Below are 17,786 nucleotides of genomic sequence, written 5' to 3'. Positions count from 1 at the left end.
TGGAACATGTAAGCGCGTAATTTAGAAAGGGGATACATCCATGACATTGCAGATCGGAATCATTGGAACAGGCTGGTTCAGTAAGGTTCATGCAGATATTCTGGCAAGAATGGAAGGTGTACGTGTCGCTGCCGTTCTTGGCACAACACAAGAGAAAGCGGAGGCAATGGCTTCCGTATATGATGCTACTGGTTATGGTGAGCTAGAGCATATGTTAGATGGGGAAAAGCTAGATGCTGTCTACATCTGTGTGCCTCCAATGTCTCATGGCTCAATAGAAGCTGAACTGATACGTCGTAACATCCCATTCCTAGTGGAGAAACCACTCAGCACCGGCATGGATATCCCCAAACAGGTGTTGTCACAGGTACAAAATACGGGGTTACTAACCTCTGTAGGCTATCACTTCAGATACCAGGAGGCAGCTCAGGTACTACGGGAAGCGATCCAAGAGCAGACAGTCGGTATGGCGCTTGGACGCTGGATGGGCGGTATGCCTGGCGTGGCTTGGTGGCGTAGACAAGAGGGTTCTGGTGGTCAATTCGTAGAACAGACTACACATATTGTGGATTTATTACGGTATTGCGCGGGTGAAGTGACTGAGGTGTATGCTGTTGCCGCGCAGCGTATTATGCATGAGAAGCACGACCATGTTACGGTATCGGATGTAGCTAATGTATCCATCAAGTTGCAGAGTGGTGCGATTGCCAGCATTGCAAATACTTGCTTACTACCCGATGGTGAGGGCGGAGCAGGGCTACAATTCTATACAGAAGCAGGTGTGTGGGATTGGACACCGGAACGTCTTCTGCTTCCGAGTGCGGCTCGTCATGCAATGGCTGGACAAGAAATTCCAGCGGGGCATAATCCATATGAACGGGAAAATGAAGCATTCATCCACGCTCTTCGCACAGGCGATCGTTCACGCATTCTCTCCGATTATGCAGATGCATGTCGCACCCAAGAGATTACGACCGCAGCATTAGCGTCAGCCGAATCTGGATTGCCTGTGAAATTGCAGCCCTTGAAGGAGCTTTCTCATTAAAGAGCATTAAAACTCGGTAAAGTGTAACTCATATTTTCTACGTACTAATAAACTGACATTGTTGAATATAAAGGTAATGAAAGACGCCTGACAGCGGAAGTGATCCAAGGATCTAGCCGCAGTCAGGCGTCTTTGTGTTACACATATTCATTCAGCCAATCACTAAGCAAACTCATAACGATAATTGCTGTAACGGAGAAGCTGATTTAACCAACGGGATGATGCTATCGTTTCAACCATTCAGACGACCATCCATAAATCTGGTTAATGACGGGCTCAATGGCTTTGCCTTTAGGTGTCAGCTCGTATTCAACCCGAGGAGGAATTTCAGGATACATATGCCTTGTGACAATGCCTTCCGTCTCCATCTCTTTCAGACGCTCGGACAATAGTCTTCCGCTAATAGCCATCTCCGCTTCAAGCTCGGTAAACCGTTTGGGTCCGGATAAGAGTTGATACATGATCAACAGCACCCACTTCTTACCGATAATATCCATGGCTTGTGTGATCAGACAGGGACTTGGCGACTTCACTTTTCTCAATTTCAACGTGTTCACCTCGATTCAAGGAAGATTGATGACATAGTTCATGTATATAAAGAATTGGCTCTCTGCCACTCTAACAAAAATAAAGGACAATCAAGTCAACGCAAGTTACTACTAATAATACTGTAACATACCTTTTGTACGTATTATACACTATTTATCAAAAAATTACTTGATTAAATAATCTTATTATTATATACTCACTTCATAAAAGTAAGTTAATGATTTTTAGTCTGTATTGTATGTATACATATAAATTATGCTGGGATGGATCACCTTTAGCTGAAGCGAAAGATAGAGTTACCTCGGTAACCTTTACATAGAATGAAGACGGAGAAACCTTTAGATTGAAGTACGATTAGTACAACATTCAACACGACATATAAAAATGGAGGAACATACATATGAGAATTTTAGGTTACATTTTATTGGTTGTGCTTGCAGGTGTATTTGTAATGACAGGGTATAACAAGGTTGTGGGTGCGGATATGATGGTACAGACCTTTGATAGCTTCTCTTATCCAAAATGGACCATGTATCTGATCGGTGGCGTTGAGCTTCTGAGCGCGGTTGGTTTATTAATTCCACGTAGCCGGGTTCTGACTTCAGGTGCACTGACGTTTATCCTAATCGGAGCTGTAGGAAGCCATTTGATCTATGGACAATATGGGGCTATTCCTTTCCCAGCGGTGCTACTGGTGGCTAATATTGTTGTTCTGATTGTGAGTTTGCGTCAGATGGAAGATACGGATATTGAAGCGGTACAGGCTTAACCTTTAATTCTGTATAGGCATATCAAAGAGAGGATTGCTGTTTATCTTACAGCAATCCTCTCTTTGATTTATGTCCGTAGAACCGTCCACTGCAAAGGCTAATCACAAGGATGGTGAATGGCTCAGTTTATAGACTGCGTTGTGCACGTGTAATGATACGCCGTGTATGCTTAGTATCCGATTGCTCGGCCCAGTTGTTACATACCAGACGAACCCAATCGGGGTTGGACTTGCTGGCATCGTTCAGCCAATTGCTGACGGAGTCCTGTACATATTTAACTGGATCTGACCTGACATGCTCCAGCAGGGGGACGGCGAGATCAGGCTGCTCTTTTAGCTGCTGGATATGTTTAGACCAGACACCATGCGGTCTTATCACTTCTATGGCAAATCGTCGAATAAGTGGATCTGGATGGGTTACCCAGTGGGCGAGAAGTTCTAATGCTTCTGACAGCTCGGCGGTGACAGGTGAGCGAACAGCCATCCAGGCGATTTCTCTCACACCAAAATGATGATCAGCTGCAAAGGGGGTAATTCGCTCCAATCTATCTGCTAGATTCAGACGAGAATCCAGTCCAATGACATATGCAGCCCAGCAACGTACACCATCCGAGCGATGCTTGGCAAGGGCGGTGAAGAGAGAAGATCGGTCCTGAAGATCTTGTTTATTTATAATTTGTAGCCATCCACTGGCAATAGCGGGAATGATCTTCATCGTACGATGCTCCTTCATTCGAGCTAACTGTTCAATGATTTCATGGCTTTCGTTATGTAGTTTCCATTCAACAATAATCTGCTGAAATAAGAGCAGGTGATCAACCGCCAGCCATTCCGTCAGGTTAACAGATTCAATCTGCCCAGCTTGTAATAGCTGAAGGACATGCTTCGGGATGTCCTTGGCTGTGCGTGCACCCTTTCGCAAAAGAATGTCCTCAGTTACAGGCTGAACTGTATTGTGGTTCATTACAATACCTCCTTAAAAGTGTGTAGTTACTCTACACGATACATTGTGTGGAGGATTAGAGATGTAATGCACCTTACAAATGATATCCTCTATGATGGTGGGCTGCCATTTCTTCGCGATGTACCGATATAGTCTTATATCCGGTAAGAATGCGGCCTGCTCTCATAAGCTCCTGAAGCGCAACGGTAACGGACTCACGGCTGGCTCCCGCCATCCAAGCGATCTCCTGATGAGTGATGGCACAATTCATTCGGCAGTATTCGCCTTCTTCGCTTGATCCAACCTGAGCAGTGAGCCGAATGAGGTTATGCATGATTTTATCATGAAGAGTCCCCAGTGCGAACTTCTGTGTCAACTCACTCATGTCTTGGATACGCTCGCTCAGCACTTTCATTAGGTTCATCATAAATCGGGGATGTTCAATAAGGAATTTTTCAAATCGCTGCCTGTTCATCAGGCATATGTCGCATTCCTCCGTCGTTTCGATATACAGCATACGAGTGCCAAGTGAAATGCCATTCATTTCTCCAAACACGTTACCTTCACCCAGCATATCCAATGTAAACTGCTTGCCCTCTACATTATTTGTGTATAGACGGACGGTTCCCTTTTTCACAAAATAGAACCCTTCTTTAAACTGGTCGGGAGTTTGTATTAATGTATCTTTGGGGAGGGTCGTGATCGACGTCATGCTGTCCATTTCAATCAGATCGGATTCAGATAGGCAGGCCATGAGATTGAATTGAGATAAATATTGAATGTTATCCATACGATTCCTTTCCAATCCATAGGATGTATTAATCAAAAAAAAGAACCCACAGTAATCAACGGGTTCTCTTGCAAACGGGCTTCCGGAATCGGAAGGTCTCCAAACAATATTAATAATATATGCATTATATTTATAGTAGTTTTTTGAGCTGAGAGACGCGTCCTTGGCTAATGCCTAACTTCTCGGCAATTTGCTGTTGGGCCAAACCTGGATTCTGTTCAACGATTTCCTTCATTTGTTGCAGCATACGTGCCGTTTTCGGACGAAGATCCGGGTATTCGGTTCCTGTAGCTGCTTGGCCTTCTTCCCATTCCGAAGATGAGCTAGTAGCAGGTTTGCCAGCAGGACGCTCCACGGGTGCAGGAGCCTGTTTGTTCTGAGGTACGAACCAGTCGGGAGTGTCATCTGGGTGTTTTAATTGAATTGCACAAGTCCGGCAGATGAATTGCTCTTTGAAATACATTTCCGTATCCACGTCACCGCAAAAAATACACAATGTTGATTTGTACTTTCTCAAAATCAACTCTTTCCCTTCAATGAAAAACTCGAGAGGATCGCCGATATGGATTTCCATCGTATCCCGCATTTCTTTGGGAAGGACAATTCGTCCAAGGCGGTCCAGAGATCTCTTCATTCCGGTTCTTTTCATCGCATCTCCCCCGCAATATTAGCAATTAAAACCTGTCCTTATTGTAAGGAAGAAAGGGCTTTAATACAACAATAATATTTCAAAAAATAGGGATAATTCCATCTATTATGGGAAAATAAGACTGGAAAGAATAGGCGCAACGGCTAAAGTGAACAACGCAGCAAGCACCATGGAGATACTTGATATGGTTCCAGTCAAGGAACTAAGCTCAAATGCCTTCGAGGTTCCCGTTCCATGGGCACCGGTTCCAAGCAGTGTTCCGCGAGCAATCTCCCCATCAATGCGAAGCATTTTAACGATCGAAGGCCCCATAGTCGCGCCAAGTAGCCCTGTGATAATCACGAATACGGCGGTCACTGCCGGAATTCCACCAATCGTAGCCGAGACATTCATGGCAATCGGCGTGGTGATGGATCTTGGGATAAGGCTATGCACCAGCCCCGGATCAAGACGCATCCATTTGGCGAGCAGAGCAGATGAGAGAACGGCAACGACAGAGCCTGTCATGACACTGAAGACAATCTCGGAAATATGTTTTTTGAGAATATGGAAAAAGGTATAAAGCGGAACCGCAAAGGCAACCGTTGCAGGTTGTAATAATAGGCTGAGCCACTTACCGCCACTGCTGTAGGCAGCGTAATCTGTGCCGGTTGCAAGCAGTACACCAACGACGAGAAGCGGCGTAATGAGTAGCGGAGACAGATAGACCTTGGGCAGGCTGCGATACATGCGTTTGGCAATCCAGTAAATTCCGACAGTTAACAGCAAGCAGAGGAATCCAATCATCCGGTGTGACGCTCCTTTCGTTTGGCAATTCGAGTGGCAACGAGGCCTGTGCAGACCATGACCAGAAATGTGCTAAGCAGTACGATAAATAAAATTTGCAAACCATCATGCTCTAACATAGGCATGTAATTCATAATCCCGACGGCGGAAGGTATGAAGAACAATAGTAGCTCACCCAGCAACCAGGCGGCTCCGACCTCGATCCAGCGAAGCTTCACAACTCCGGTCTGAAGCAGCAGGAAGAGGACAACCATACCAAGGATTGAACCGGGTATAGGCAGATGGAGAGCACCAGCAAGCTGGTTCATGAGCAATGAGAAGGCCATCAAGATTGCAACTTGGAGAATGCCGAGACCCCATTTCTTCACATGAATCCCTCCTTATATGATCAACGTGGGTGCATTCGTTTTTTATGAAAATAAATGAAACATAACTTTGATAACACAAATTTTACATTGCTTCCTTTCATGAGTAAAATGCATATTAAGAATGTTTTCTATTCCATTTATCTATGAGAGGCTGGAATCAGACAATGGATATCCGCCATTTGCAATATTTTCTAGAGGTCGCTCGGCAACAGAGCTTCACCAAAGCCGCTGAAGTCTTGTTCATCACACAACCAACGATTAGTAAGACGGTCAAAAGCTTAGAAGATGAGTTAGGTGTAACCCTGCTGGACCGTTATGGCAAAAAGGTTCAACTGACAGATGCGGGGCATGTTTTTTTCCGTCAGGCCGTGGAGATTGAAAAGTCGTTCCGCAGTCTATCGTCCGAATTGGATGATCTGATGAACCTGAAGAAAGGACATTTGCGGATTGGGCTACCGCCGATGGTTGGATCCAGCTTTTTTCCAATGATTATTGGTGAATTCCACAAAGCATATCCGCAAGTAAGCATTCAATTATTCGAAGACGGAGCGAAAAAGGTTGAGGCTGAGGTCATTAGTGGTGCGCTTGATATCGGAGTGGCTGTTTTGCCTACGATGGATGAGGTTTTGGATCATTTTGTGTTTGTAAAAGAGAAGCTGAATCTGTTGGTGCATCCTACACACCCACTTGCGGGCAAACCATCGGTTGCGCTTCGTGAACTGGAGCAAGACGCATTTGTGTTGTTCCGAGAGGACTTTGCGTTACATGATCGCATTATTGCGGCATGTCAGGATGCGGGGTTTCAGCCACGGGTTGTCTATGAAAGCTCCCAGTGGGATCTACTCAGTGCGATGGTGGCAGCTAACCTGGGCGTAGCATTGCTGCCTGAGACCATTTGCCGAGAGGTCGATCATATGCGTGTTCGAATCATCCCCGTGACGGAGCCTGTAATCCCATGGCAGCTTGGCATGATCTGGCGGAAGGATCGGTATCTTTCTTTTGCCACGAGGGAGTGGATTGGGTTCACGAAGTCCATGCTGAATAAGTAGGGCGCTCGTACAAATGAAAATAGAAATTAGGGCATTTCGTTGTTACAATGAGAGCAGAATAGAATCCAATTCATAATACCTTCAGCAGCGTCAATTAAGGCTAGATATAGATTACAACGGTTCAGTTTGTCTATAGCTAGTTACATCGCACTCATGTTGATACGTTATGAATTGGATTCAACTAATCTTGGAGGTGGCGTCATGAAACTGCGGGTATCCGCTGTACAGTATCAATTACAGACCATTAGCTCGTTTGAGCAGTTCGCTGCACAGGCAGAGCATTACATACGGACAGCTGACGAATTCGGAACCGAATTTGTGCTGTTCCCCGAATTTTTCACCACCCAATTAATGTCCATTGGGGACGAACAAGGAAATGCATTAACTATTGAGGATCTACCAAGCTTTACAGAGCAATATGAGCAACTGTTCACGTCGCTCGCTGCCAAGTATGGCATGCATCTGATCGGCGGGACACATGTCATTCGCCGTGAAGGCAAGCTGTATAACACGGCTCACATGTTCTATCCAGATGGTCGTATCGCCCGCCAGGCGAAGATTCATATTACGCCAACAGAAGTGGAAGAGTGGAACATGGCTGCTGGGGATGGACTTGAAGTGTTCGACACGGATAAAGGCCGCATTGCGATGCTAACCTGTTACGATATCGAATTCCCAGAGATCGTACGTATGGCTAAGGCGAAGGGTGCCGATGTGATTTTCTGTCCTTCCTGCACGGACGACCGTCATGGATTTTACCGTGTGCGTTATACAAGCCATGCTCGTGCGGTAGAGAACCAAGTCTATGTGGTGCTGACTGGAACGGTGGGTAATCTGCCAACGGTAGACTTCATGCGTGCCAACTATGGACAAGCTGCAATCATTACACCGAACGATGTACCTTTCCCACCACGCGGCATTCTGGCTGAAGGTGAGATCAATAACGATATGATCGTAACCGCTGATCTGGATCTTGACTTGCTGTATGAAGTACGTGAGCGTGGCTCAGTAACCACGTGGCGTGACCGCCGTACAGATCTGTATACCGATTGGGAATAGATTGAACTGCCTGAGAGGAGGAGTCGGTCAGCATGTATAACAAAGAAATACGAATCACCGGCCCGGATCGCCAGCGCAGGCCAGTGAGAGCGGTCATTCGTACGTATGCGGAAGCCGACTTTGATGAATTGATCCGTATTCAGGCAGAGAGTTTCCCTCCACCCTACCCGGAGGAGCTGCTCTGGAACCATGAACAACTGGCGAGTCATGTTGCGCATTATGCGGACGGAGCCATCTGTATTGAAGTGGATGGGGAACTTGCAGGGTCCATGACGTCACTTCGAATACAATGGAACCCGGCTCAACCGGACAATCATTCGTGGACTGAAGTAACAGATGATGGTTATATCCGTAATCATCAGCCCGATGGTAATACGTTGTACATCGTGGATCTGTGCGTTCGTCCCAAGTATCGCAAATGGGGGCTTGCCCAGTTAATGATGCAGGCGATGTATCAATTGGTAATTCATCAAGGGATGGATCGACTGCTCGGTGCTGGCAGAATGCCGGGATACCATCTCGTGGCAGAGCAGATGTCTGCTGAGCAATATTTGGAGCAAGTCGTTGCAGGAGAGCTGCATGATCCGGTGATATCATTCCTGCTCCGTTGTGGGCGTATGCCGGTAGGTGTCACTGCTAACTATCTGGATGATGAAGAGTCTTGTGATTACGCCGCATTAATGGAGTGGAGCAACCCATTTATAGAGGTTGTTTAAAAAGTCCGCTTTTGATTACGAAAGATGCCTGAGAGCATCTATATTAAGGAGGAATATTATTTTATGGAATTTACGCGTATAACATCGATCAAAGACCCTTTGTTTGCCCAGATGCACAAGCTAATGCAAGAGATTTTCCCGGCAGAGGAAGTATTGGACTTCCCGCTCTGGGAAGAGCCGCTGGAAGATCCGGGTATTCGGGTGTTCGTTGCTGTTCATGAAGGTAGTGTGGTGGGCGCTACAGAATACCGCTACTACGAGGATTGGAACGTGGCCATGACTGATTTTACGATTATCGGCCGTGAAGGGTTGGGCATCGGTAGTTTCCTTGCACGCCATCGTGAGCGTGATCTGAAGAGTCTGGCAGCGGCAAATGGCAAGGAGCTATTCGGTATGTTTGCTGAGATTTACAATCCTTATCTAGATCAGGATCATGAGTTTGGTGGCATAAAACCGATGAATCCGTATGTTCGCCGTGAAGTGTTGTCACACCTCGGTTACCAACGCTTGGACTTCCCTTACGTTCATCCATCCTGGCAAGGAGATGGCGAAGCTGTAGGCGGACTCGATCTGTGTTTCATGCCAAGTGACGAGAACCAAGGTGAACTGCCAGCGAGCCTCGTAGCTGATTTCTTGAATCGTTACTATGCGGTATTGCCGAACAAACCGAAGGAATGGCTGGAAATGGTGGACAAACTGTCTGCACGTACAACCGTTCCATTGTTGCCTTTGTAATTGTATTGAGTTGAATAACCTGAGCCCTGACTCTTTAGGGTTCGGGTTATTTTTTGTTTTTTTACATTTTCAAATGAATATCATTTATTCTCCACTGGAATCCTCGATAAAGGCAGAATAATGGATGAATGAATACCAAGAAGCTCTGGCTTTGCTCTATAAAATAAAAAAGCAACCCATCCCCCATGAACGGAGGGAGGGTCACTTATACATAAGCTCTGTATCAAAACTGTTTAGCTATTGCGCTGCATGATGCTCATGTAACTGAATCAGATAACTATTAGATAAGTGCATAAGCTGTAGTGCGCGGTCATATTGATCCTTGGTTACATATCCGGCAGAAGATGCAGAGGATAGCTCGTTAGAGCTGGATGAGCCACTTAGCGTGGTTGAAGCTTCATCCGTTTGACGATGGAACTCATCTTCGCCCGGAATATTCCACCGAGGTGCATCATGTCTACCCACATTTGCAAGGGAATAGTGCATCCCATCCCCATACCCTGTAGCAGGAACGAATAAGGAAGTATCATTCAGGACAGAACCCGAAGGCAGGTAATATCGCTCTGGCAGCAGATTTCCTCCTTCTCGAAGCAGATCTTGTCCAAAATGAAGCTGATCTTGTAGAGATACTCCGGTAAGTCCCGCAATCGTTGGCAAAATATCCACTTGTCCCCCAAGCTGTTCCAACTGCATAGCAGGGGTGATGCCAGGTGCGTTAACGATGAGCGGAATATTAATCATGTCCACAGAAGTATAGGCTCGTCCGTAGATTTCTTCCATTAACACTTCGTCCTCTGGATCTAAGGAATAGATGGGAAGTCCCAGGTGGTCTCCATATACCACGAGCAGACTATTATCCCACAGTCCACGTTCCTTGAGCTCATTAATAAATTCCCCAACCGCTTGGTCAGCATAATGCTGGGAGATCAGATAATCGCCAGGCAGCGTATCTTGGTATCGAGCAGGCAATTCTAAACTAATCTTGCTGTCTGGCAAATGATACGGATGGTGCGCCGACATTGAAATAATATGAGCATAATAGGGTGAGCCAGCGGACTGCATAGCCTCTAGTTGATCCAGCGTCTTGTCATATAACACATCATCTGACGCAGAGAAGGCGATGGTATCATCCGTACCGAAGTAATTGATATCATAATAGTTGTCGAAGCCTAGAGCCTGATAGAGCTGATCTCGATTCCAGAAACGGACGTCATTGGTGTGAAAAGTAGCCGTTTGATACCCATTGGCAGACATGAGTTTGGGTAGGCTAGGTAGTGCTTTGTCTGCATACACGGTAGCTGCTGCACCATTAGGCGGAATATAGAACGACGTGTTCACCACGAATTCTGCATCTGACGTGTTTCCTTGTCCAACCTGTTGATAGAAATTCGGAAAATACATGCTATCCCTTACCAGCTGGTTAAGATGAGGCGTGATTTCTTGTCCATCCACTTGAAGTCCAATCAGGAAATTCTGGAACGATTCCAGCTGCAGCATGATCACATTACGACCTTTGGCTGCTCCTGATAGATTGATCGCCGGCAAATCGGTTGTCTGCTTCAGTTCCTCAATTCGATCTTGAGTAATCTGGTTGATGGGCACAGGCTGATCTGGACGATCTGCGAGAATGGTAAAGGCTTCGTAGCCGAGAATGCCCATCTGTTCTGCTTGGGTAATCTCACTCATACTCGCTCGGTTAGGATAGATGTTAAGCATGCCTATGACGAGTGACATGACTAGAACAACGGACGCGATCCGCCTTCTCGTCTTTCGTTCCACCAGCTTCTCAGCGGGGTGCTCCGGTTTACCGAATTTCATACGACGACGGATTAACAAGCCACCGATAATAGTGATATCTGTGAAAATAAAGAGATAATATGGGTCAAGCAGAGAGAACATGCTGCTCTTAACAGACGTAACTTGGTTCACCTGTGCCAGGGCATGATAGTTGACGATGACACCGTAATATTTGTAATACATAATCGCGGCGAAGAAGATGCCTGACAGCAGTAGATTAAGCCCGAGGTATAACCACATTCGCCGTTTGGCTGCAAACCATTCAATCAGACAGAAGCAAGCCCAGATCATGGGTAGTTCCGTGAGCAAGGGTTTCCACAGCGGGATATCATCGAAGATGACGATCCAGGCGAGCGAGCTTTTGAGGATCATAATCAGGGTAAACCATATAAACGGTCCTTTTAGAAACCGGGTGAGTGAACTGCGTGACAAACGTACCGCCTTCCCTTCCGAAGTTTCGTTTAACAAGTATTATCCTATCTAGAGGGTTGCTATGTCAAAAAAAGGATCTATGTAGGTTGAACTATAAATATTTACATTGGCCACTCCAATGACAGAACAACCCTCCGATCGCTGTTATCCCCAGATTTTTTTGAATTCCTTTTCCAAAGGGGAAATCCGGGGATAGCTTATGCTTCCGATGTAGCTTTCTTGCAGAAAGCTTTCAGGCGAACGCTCCACTTCTCCATGTTATTTCTGTCCTCTTCGTTCTCGTGTAAATTGCCTTGTTCAATCTATATAGGTCTACATAACCCAAAAAGACCCCATCCGAATAGGATGAGGTCATCAGGACAACACGTAATATATATCTGGTTCTAGTTACGTTATGGTATATGTGGTCACAAAGGAAGGTCGCGGAAACATGTTAGGCTTCTGGGCCGTAAGCCCTTCGCTTGTGCTCCGGTTACGGTGGGCATGGCTATAGGCTTGGGACTCCTGCCAGCCTTTGAAATGCGCTTCGGATTGCCAGAGCGTAAGTACAACATATGTGTCATCCTTAAGTGGACGAAGTACACGAATACCGACAAAACCGGGTTCTTCTTCCACTTTGCGCGCACGGTTTTTGAATCGTTCCTCGAAGTCGCCGCGTCCGTCTTCTGTCACAGGAATATTATTCAGTACAGCAAATCCACCGCCTGTCCAGCTTCCTGCGGCATCAAAAGCCTCATAGGCTGCAACATGATCATCGGATTCAATGTTCATCAATCGTTCGGATGACTCCAGTGCGATTCGAACCTCATCTTCACTGCGCAATGTGAGGTGTGGATATGCAGCAAGAGCATCTGGAGTAGGGGAAGGAACCAAATAAATGTACATCGTAACGGCCTCCTTATTATAGGACATTTCTCAATATGCCCTAGTCATATCTTCCACAACATAGCACATCGAAATAGGACGAGTCCAATTATGGATAGACGAGGATGTGTCTATTTATGATAAAGTATAGAGAATACTATGAGAACGGGTGATCGTATGACAACTACTATTCGAATATCGGTACGTCCTTTGGTGGAATATGTGTATCGTAGCGGCAGTATCCGTCCAGGATTCCGCACCAATGCGTCCATGCAGGAAGGAACAAGAATTCACCAGCGAGTTCAGAAGGGGTATACCGAGGAAGACCAGAAGGAAGTGGTGCTAGAGGCAGAACTTCAACATGGTGACCTGACCTATGTTGTTGAAGGGCGCTGTGATGGCATCATCCGCCTTGAGGGGCAGCTAACGGTGGATGAGATCAAGTCCACTGCGGGTCCTCTGGATGAGCTGGGTGAAGGTCTTCCGGTGCATTGGGCACAGGCGATCATGTACGCCTATATGTATGCAAGGGTGAATGATGAGCCGAGAATGCAGGTGCAATTAACATATGTGCATACAGTGAATAGTGAAGAGAGACGATTCCGGCGCATGATGGAGAGGCATGAGCTTGAGCAATTTGCTGCAGAGGTTATCGCTGGATATGCTCCTTATGCAGAGATGATTGCTGCGTATGAAGAGAAGCGTGATGTTAGTGTACGCGCGCTGGGGTTCCCTTTTCAGAAATACCGGGAAGGACAACGGAAGTTAGCAGGAGCCGTGTACCAGACGATCCGTGAGGGCAAGGGGTTGATGGCGAAGGCACCAACGGGCATTGGCAAAACGATGTCGGTGCTTTTTCCTGCGGTGAAAGCCATTGGAGAGGGCGAGGCGGAAAGACTGTTCTACCTGACGGCAAGAACGACAACAAGGGCTACCGCTGAAGAAGCCTTTGCACGAATGCAGGCTCAGGGATTAAACATTCATGCGATCAGCTTAACCGCCAAGGACAAAATCTGTTTCAAAGAAGAGGAATCCTGCGATGCAGGACAGTGCAGCATGTGCGAAGGATACTATGATCGTATCAATGGAGCAGTACTGGACATGCTGGAACATGAGACATTAATGACGCGCCCTGTCATTGAGCAGTATGCTCGCAAGCATCGCGTCTGTCCGTTTGAATTCTCACTCGACGCAGCCTATGCTGCTGATGCAGTCATCTGTGATTACAATTATATTTTTGATCCACGGATCTCGCTGAAACGAATGCTGGAGGAACAGAAGCGTAGAACCGTCGTTCTGGTGGATGAGGCACACAATCTAGTGGATCGTGGCCGGAATATGTTCTCGGCTGAGTTAGTGAAGTCTGTTTTTCTTGAACTAAAAAGAGAATTTAAAGAGTTAGGCAGCAGTGTGCCTTCGGCTAAGGCCATCTCTGATCGTGCCGGTGGTGTGGATACGTACCTTCTAACCATCCGCAAGAATGGCGGAGATGAGGATAAATTGTATAACCAGGAAATGCCGGAAGAGCTTATTGAATTGCTCGAACCGTTTGTGATGGCTGCTGAGCAGTGTCTCCTGGAAGGAGGATTGGGGCATGCTGAGATAGATGAATTGCTGCTGGATGGCTATTTCACCGCTCAGAATTTCCTACGCATTGCCAAGTTGTATGATGAACGATTCATGACTTATGCAGAATGTGAGCGAAGTGAAGTGCGAATTAAGCTGTTCTGTCTGGATCCTTCCGCCCTGCTTCGTCAGACGGCGAAAGGTTTCCGCAGCGTCGTGCATTTCTCAGCAACGCTATCTCCGATGAGCTATTACCGGGATATGCTGGGAGCAGGGGAAGAGGACTATACGTTACAGGTGCCTTCCCCATTTTCTCGCGAACAGTTAGACGTGCGCCTCATGCCATTATCTGTTCGTTACAAGGATCGAGAAGCATCACGGCTTGCCATTGCTCAGCTACTCGATCAACTTGTTACTGAACGCCCGCGTCATAATTTATTGGTCTTTTTCCCTTCCTATCCGTACATGCGTGAAGTGCATGAGACGTATATGCGAGTGTTTGCAGGGAGCCAGGTGGATGCTGTCATGCAGGAACAAGGTATGAGTGAAGAGGAGCGGGGTCAGTTCTTGAACGCGTTCCAGCCGAATCCGGAGCGAACTCGACTGGGCTTTGCTGTTCTTGGCGGCGTATTTGCCGAAGGTGTGGATTTACCTGGCGATCGACTGAACGGCGTTGTAGTGGTCGGTGCAGGGTTGCCGCAGATTGGTCTAGAGAACAATGTGCTTAAGGATTATTTTGATCGCACAGGGCGAAGAGGGTTCAACTATGCTTATATTTTTCCAGGCATGAACAAAGTGCTGCAAGCAGGCGGCAGGCTAATTCGTACCGAGCAAGACCACGGCATACTGGTATTGATCGACGACCGGTTCACGCAGGAACCGTATCATTCGCTGTTGCCGGAGGAGTGGAGAGACTACACGCTAATTCATCCGAATAAGGCTAGGTAAGCTGAGATGAAACAAAATCAAGAGGCAACACGGACCTTTACAGACGCTCTGTCATAGCATGGCTAGAGTATATATTTTTCTGCATGCGTGATTGAATAGGGGGTCTAGCGGGTTATTACTTGGTTAGCAACCGAACGAACTACGGGATACGTATACACTCCGAGGTCCGCTTCGTAAGCACTAAAGGAGGTCTGTTTGTAATGAAAAGAAACCATACGATGATGCAGTTTTTTGAATGGCATCTTAGCGCAGACGGAAACCACTGGAAGCGATTGGCCGAGATGGCTCCTGAGCTAAAGGCCATAGGAATTGACTCGGTGTGGGTACCCCCTGTAACCAAAGCAGTGTCGGCCGAGGATACCGGATACGGCGTTTACGATCTATACGATCTGGGCGAATTTGACCAGAAGGGCAGCGTACGCACGAAGTATGGCACCAAGCAAGAACTGGTAGAGGCGATTGCCGAGTGCCAGAAGAGTGGGATTGCCGTCTACGTTGATTTAGTGATGAATCATAAAGCAGGTGCGGACGAGACGGAAGTATTCCCAGTTGTTGAGGTCGATCCGAATGACCGATTGAAGGAGATATCTAAGCCTTTTGAGATCGAGGGCTGGACCAAGTTTGATTTTCCGGGGCGGGGAGACCAGTACTCCTCCTTTAAATGGAACTATAAGCATTTCAATGGAACGGACTTTGATGCAAGACAAGAACGCACAGGTGTATTCCGTATTGCCGAAGAGGGCAAGAATTGGAATGAAAATGTCGACGATGAGTTTGGCAACTACGATTACCTCATGTTCGCCAACATCGACTATAATCATCCGGAAGTCAAAGAGGAAATGATTGAGTGGGGCAAATGGCTGATTGATACGTTGCAATGTGGCGGGTTTCGCCTGGATGCGATCAAGCACATCAATCATGAGTTCATCAAAGCGTTCGCTGCCGAGATGATTCGGAAACGGGGTCAGGATTTCTACATTGTAGGTGAGTTCTGGAACTCCAATCTGGATGCTTGTCGGGAATTCTTGGATACGGTGGATTATCAGATCGATCTATTCGATGTGTCCCTACACTATAAATTGCATGAGGCGTCTCTGGCGGGTAGAGATTTCGATCTCTCCAAAATATTCGAAGATACATTAGTACACACACATCCTACGCATGCTGTGACATTTGTAGATAACCACGACTCTCAGCCGCATGAGGCACTTGAATCCTGGGTTGGAGATTGGTTCAAACCAAGCGCATATGCACTGACGCTGCTGCGTCGTGATGGATACCCTGTAGTCTTTTACGGAGATTATTACGGCATTGGTGGCCCTGAACCTGTTGAAGGGAAAAAAGAGATCTTGGACATTCTGCTCTATGCACGCTGTCATAAGGCGTATGGTGAGCAGGAAGACTACTTCGACCACGCGAATACGATTGGATGGGTACGGCGTGGCGCGGAGGAGTTCGAGGGCTCCGGCTGTGCTGTGGTGATCTCCAACGGAGACGATGGAGAGAAGCGTATGTTCATTGGTGAACATCGAGCTGGTGAGGTCTGGACGGATCTTACGCATAGCCGCGAGGAAAGTGTAACAATTGAAGAAGATGGCTGGGCGACGTTCCATGTTAACGGTGGAAGTGTAGCGGTATGGGCTCTGCCAGACGAGGAACACACCTCAACGTCATCCTAGTTGTTAGTACTGTAATTGCTTTACTTTTGGGCTATAGCTTAAGTGTAGAAGGGGGTTGCGCGTTAGCCTGAATGGCTGGCGTGGAGCCCTTTTTGTGCTGGTTAAGTGTGAGCCTAGAGAGGAGAAGAGAAGAAGGTGATGGGCGATCAGTAAAGGATCAGATGTAGTTGTGGGTCATACATAGTCATACGCATAAAAAGTAACCCGTCTTCGTCTAATTATGATATCCTTAATTTGGTAGTATAAACCAGAATTATAAACGGATTAAGTATAAATGGACACCAATGAAGATGCGGGGAGGAAGGGTATTGAGTAGACAAATATGGACAGCATTATGTATGATCTTGCTCATACTGTGCTTAACTGCATGTACCTCTGATTCGGCGATGGGTCAGGTGAAACGCACCGATTCCTATACACTAAATAGTGAAAGGAGAGATCTCGAAGAGCGTATCAAGAACAATCGAGATTCTTTTCAGCAGACTATGCCTGAGAAATACACACTGACAGCGACCGTTAATGTGAGTCATGAGGCAGATGGAGATCGGATCACCTATGATGTTCTTGTGAATGATGTGCAGATCCCACTTGCCAACGTCATTCAATCCTTTACGCTTGCACCCGCTATGATGAAGGTGATCGACGCACCGGATCTGCTGAACACCAATACATCGAATGATTATGAGACCAAATTAGAACCGAATAAGGAACCGCTCGGATTAAGCTTAGGTCGGAGTTATATATTGAAGCCCAAGGCAGATATCAGTCGGAGCGCCCTTACTGACTATCAGAATATGTACATTAAAATTTCGTATGGCTCAGATGACAAACGAACGGAAGATTATTTTTATATCCAAGCAGAACCGTCTACCGAGGCTCAGGCATACATGGAGTCACTCTCTAATGAATAAGAAGAGACACTTGTCTCGCTCCAGTACAGCATTGGAATGGAAGACAAGTGTCGTGTCGGGGTAGCATGTATTTTAATAAGCAGGCTGGCGTGTTGATGATAGGAAAGGTAAGCTCGAAGAAAAACGCAATT

17 protein-coding genes are annotated in these 17,786 nt (G+C 46.7%); 9 read left to right on the top strand and 8 right to left on the bottom strand.

Annotated elements, in window-relative coordinates; translation table 11 throughout:
• The first annotated feature begins 40 nt into the window (after window positions 1–40).
• Window positions 41–1,045, top strand: a complete 1,005-nt coding sequence (locus V6W81_RS27440; protein WP_145044627.1) for a Gfo/Idh/MocA family protein — start codon at window positions 41–43, stop codon at window positions 1,043–1,045.
• Between the two features lie 224 nt (window positions 1,046–1,269).
• Here V6W81_RS27440 and V6W81_RS27435 read toward each other — a convergent pair whose 3' ends face one another.
• Complete coding sequence (locus V6W81_RS27435) at window positions 1,270–1,542, bottom strand: winged helix-turn-helix transcriptional regulator (RefSeq protein WP_145045172.1); 273 nt, start codon at window positions 1,540–1,542, stop codon at window positions 1,270–1,272.
• A 452-nt stretch (window positions 1,543–1,994) separates the two neighbouring features.
• On the opposite strand from V6W81_RS27435, the gene V6W81_RS27430 reads away from it, so the two are divergent.
• Window positions 1,995–2,363: a DoxX family protein gene (locus tag V6W81_RS27430; RefSeq protein ID WP_338540980.1), complete on the top strand. Its 369-nt coding sequence runs from the start codon at window positions 1,995–1,997 to the stop codon at window positions 2,361–2,363.
• 127 nt (window positions 2,364–2,490) lie between these two features.
• Here V6W81_RS27430 and V6W81_RS27425 read toward each other — a convergent pair whose 3' ends face one another.
• The 5 genes from V6W81_RS27425 to V6W81_RS27405 all read right to left on the bottom strand — a co-directional run bounded on the left by V6W81_RS27425 (window position 2,491) and on the right by V6W81_RS27405 (window position 5,899).
• Window positions 2,491–3,327, bottom strand: coding sequence for a DNA alkylation repair protein (locus tag V6W81_RS27425; RefSeq protein ID WP_338540979.1), 837 nt, complete (start codon window positions 3,325–3,327; stop codon window positions 2,491–2,493).
• A 73-nt stretch (window positions 3,328–3,400) separates the two neighbouring features.
• On the bottom strand, window positions 3,401–4,096 hold the full coding sequence (locus tag V6W81_RS27420) for a Crp/Fnr family transcriptional regulator (protein ID WP_338540978.1): 696 nt from the start codon (window positions 4,094–4,096) through the stop codon (window positions 3,401–3,403).
• A gap of 130 nt (window positions 4,097–4,226) precedes the next feature.
• Window positions 4,227–4,745, bottom strand: a complete 519-nt coding sequence (locus tag V6W81_RS27415) for an AbrB/MazE/SpoVT family DNA-binding domain-containing protein (RefSeq protein ID WP_056701848.1) — start codon at window positions 4,743–4,745, stop codon at window positions 4,227–4,229.
• Window positions 4,746–4,850: 105 nt separating this feature from the next.
• Entirely contained in the window at window positions 4,851–5,531 is a 681-nt protein-coding gene (locus V6W81_RS27410; protein ID WP_145044625.1) for a CidB/LrgB family autolysis modulator, read from the bottom strand.
• The gene (locus V6W81_RS27405) at window positions 5,528–5,899 is read right to left on the bottom strand and encodes a CidA/LrgA family protein (protein WP_307221066.1); all 372 of its coding nucleotides are present in this window, start codon (window positions 5,897–5,899) and stop codon (window positions 5,528–5,530) included. Before V6W81_RS27405 ends, V6W81_RS27410 begins: the two co-directional genes overlap by 4 nt.
• 164 nt (window positions 5,900–6,063) lie before the next feature.
• On the opposite strand from V6W81_RS27405, the gene cidR reads away from it, so the two are divergent.
• From cidR to V6W81_RS27385, 4 genes are all read left to right on the top strand, one after another.
• Window positions 6,064–6,948, top strand: coding sequence for a cidABC operon transcriptional activator CidR (gene cidR / locus V6W81_RS27400; RefSeq protein ID WP_056701854.1), 885 nt, complete (start codon window positions 6,064–6,066; stop codon window positions 6,946–6,948).
• 201 nt (window positions 6,949–7,149) lie between these two features.
• The gene (locus V6W81_RS27395; RefSeq protein ID WP_145407126.1) at window positions 7,150–8,007 is read left to right on the top strand and encodes a carbon-nitrogen hydrolase family protein; all 858 of its coding nucleotides are present in this window, start codon (window positions 7,150–7,152) and stop codon (window positions 8,005–8,007) included.
• Window positions 8,008–8,039: 32 nt separating this feature from the next.
• Entirely contained in the window at window positions 8,040–8,723 is a 684-nt protein-coding gene (locus V6W81_RS27390; protein ID WP_338540977.1) for a GNAT family N-acetyltransferase, read from the top strand.
• Window positions 8,724–8,786: 63 nt separating this feature from the next.
• On the top strand, window positions 8,787–9,458 hold the full coding sequence (locus V6W81_RS27385) for a hypothetical protein (RefSeq protein WP_056701859.1): 672 nt from the start codon (window positions 8,787–8,789) through the stop codon (window positions 9,456–9,458).
• A gap of 237 nt (window positions 9,459–9,695) precedes the next feature.
• Here V6W81_RS27385 and V6W81_RS27380 read toward each other — a convergent pair whose 3' ends face one another.
• Window positions 9,696–11,687, bottom strand: coding sequence for an LTA synthase family protein (locus V6W81_RS27380; RefSeq protein ID WP_338540976.1), 1,992 nt, complete (start codon window positions 11,685–11,687; stop codon window positions 9,696–9,698).
• A 387-nt stretch (window positions 11,688–12,074) separates the two neighbouring features.
• Complete coding sequence (locus V6W81_RS27375) at window positions 12,075–12,572, bottom strand: antibiotic biosynthesis monooxygenase family protein (RefSeq protein ID WP_285858988.1); 498 nt, start codon at window positions 12,570–12,572, stop codon at window positions 12,075–12,077.
• A gap of 156 nt (window positions 12,573–12,728) precedes the next feature.
• Here V6W81_RS27375 and V6W81_RS27370 point away from each other — a divergent pair, with 156 nt between their 5' ends.
• The 3 genes from V6W81_RS27370 (at window position 12,729) to V6W81_RS27360 (ending at window position 17,655) form a co-directional block, all read left to right on the top strand.
• Window positions 12,729–15,065: an ATP-dependent DNA helicase gene (locus V6W81_RS27370; RefSeq protein ID WP_338540975.1), complete on the top strand. Its 2,337-nt coding sequence runs from the start codon at window positions 12,729–12,731 to the stop codon at window positions 15,063–15,065.
• A 200-nt stretch (window positions 15,066–15,265) separates the two neighbouring features.
• Window positions 15,266–16,744 carry an alpha-amylase gene (locus tag V6W81_RS27365; protein ID WP_338540974.1) on the top strand — a complete coding sequence of 493 codons (1,479 nt, stop codon included), beginning with the start codon at window positions 15,266–15,268 and terminating at the stop codon, window positions 16,742–16,744.
• Window positions 16,745–17,052: 308 nt separating this feature from the next.
• Window positions 17,053–17,655 (top strand): hypothetical protein, encoded by a 603-nt coding sequence (locus tag V6W81_RS27360; protein WP_338540973.1) that lies wholly within the window; start codon window positions 17,053–17,055, stop codon window positions 17,653–17,655.
• Window positions 17,656–17,786: the final 131 nt, after the last annotated feature.

The sequence above is a fragment of the Paenibacillus tundrae genome (genome assembly GCF_036884255.1).
GTDB lineage: Bacteria > Bacillota > Bacilli > Paenibacillales > Paenibacillaceae > Paenibacillus.
The sequence above is the reverse complement of the archived record's forward strand: the minus strand, read 5'-3'. Positions and strand labels throughout refer to the sequence as shown.

What these genes read in the sequence shown, in the direction of transcription:
- V6W81_RS27410 (WP_145044625.1), bottom strand. Translation starts at nt 5,531, where the DNA reads ATGATTGGATTCCTCTGCTTGCTGTTAACTGTCGGAATTTACTGGATT.
- V6W81_RS27375 (WP_285858988.1), bottom strand. Translation starts at nt 12,572, where the DNA reads ATGTACATTTATTTGGTTCCTTCCCCTACTCCAGATGCTCTTGCTGCA.
- V6W81_RS27430 (WP_338540980.1), top strand. Translation starts at nt 1,995, where the DNA reads ATGAGAATTTTAGGTTACATTTTATTGGTTGTGCTTGCAGGTGTATTT.
- V6W81_RS27425 (WP_338540979.1), bottom strand. Translation starts at nt 3,327, where the DNA reads ATGAACCACAATACAGTTCAGCCTGTAACTGAGGACATTCTTTTGCGA.
- V6W81_RS27370 (WP_338540975.1), top strand. Translation starts at nt 12,729, where the DNA reads ATGACAACTACTATTCGAATATCGGTACGTCCTTTGGTGGAATATGTG.
- V6W81_RS27390 (WP_338540977.1), top strand. Translation starts at nt 8,040, where the DNA reads ATGTATAACAAAGAAATACGAATCACCGGCCCGGATCGCCAGCGCAGG.
- V6W81_RS27395 (WP_145407126.1), top strand. Translation starts at nt 7,150, where the DNA reads ATGAAACTGCGGGTATCCGCTGTACAGTATCAATTACAGACCATTAGC.
- V6W81_RS27435 (WP_145045172.1), bottom strand. Translation starts at nt 1,542, where the DNA reads ATGGATATTATCGGTAAGAAGTGGGTGCTGTTGATCATGTATCAACTC.
- V6W81_RS27420 (WP_338540978.1), bottom strand. Translation starts at nt 4,096, where the DNA reads ATGGATAACATTCAATATTTATCTCAATTCAATCTCATGGCCTGCCTA.
- V6W81_RS27385 (WP_056701859.1), top strand. Translation starts at nt 8,787, where the DNA reads ATGGAATTTACGCGTATAACATCGATCAAAGACCCTTTGTTTGCCCAG.
- V6W81_RS27365 (WP_338540974.1), top strand. Translation starts at nt 15,266, where the DNA reads ATGAAAAGAAACCATACGATGATGCAGTTTTTTGAATGGCATCTTAGC.
- V6W81_RS27415 (WP_056701848.1), bottom strand. Translation starts at nt 4,745, where the DNA reads ATGAAAAGAACCGGAATGAAGAGATCTCTGGACCGCCTTGGACGAATT.
- V6W81_RS27440 (WP_145044627.1), top strand. Translation starts at nt 41, where the DNA reads ATGACATTGCAGATCGGAATCATTGGAACAGGCTGGTTCAGTAAGGTT.
- cidR (WP_056701854.1), top strand. Translation starts at nt 6,064, where the DNA reads ATGGATATCCGCCATTTGCAATATTTTCTAGAGGTCGCTCGGCAACAG.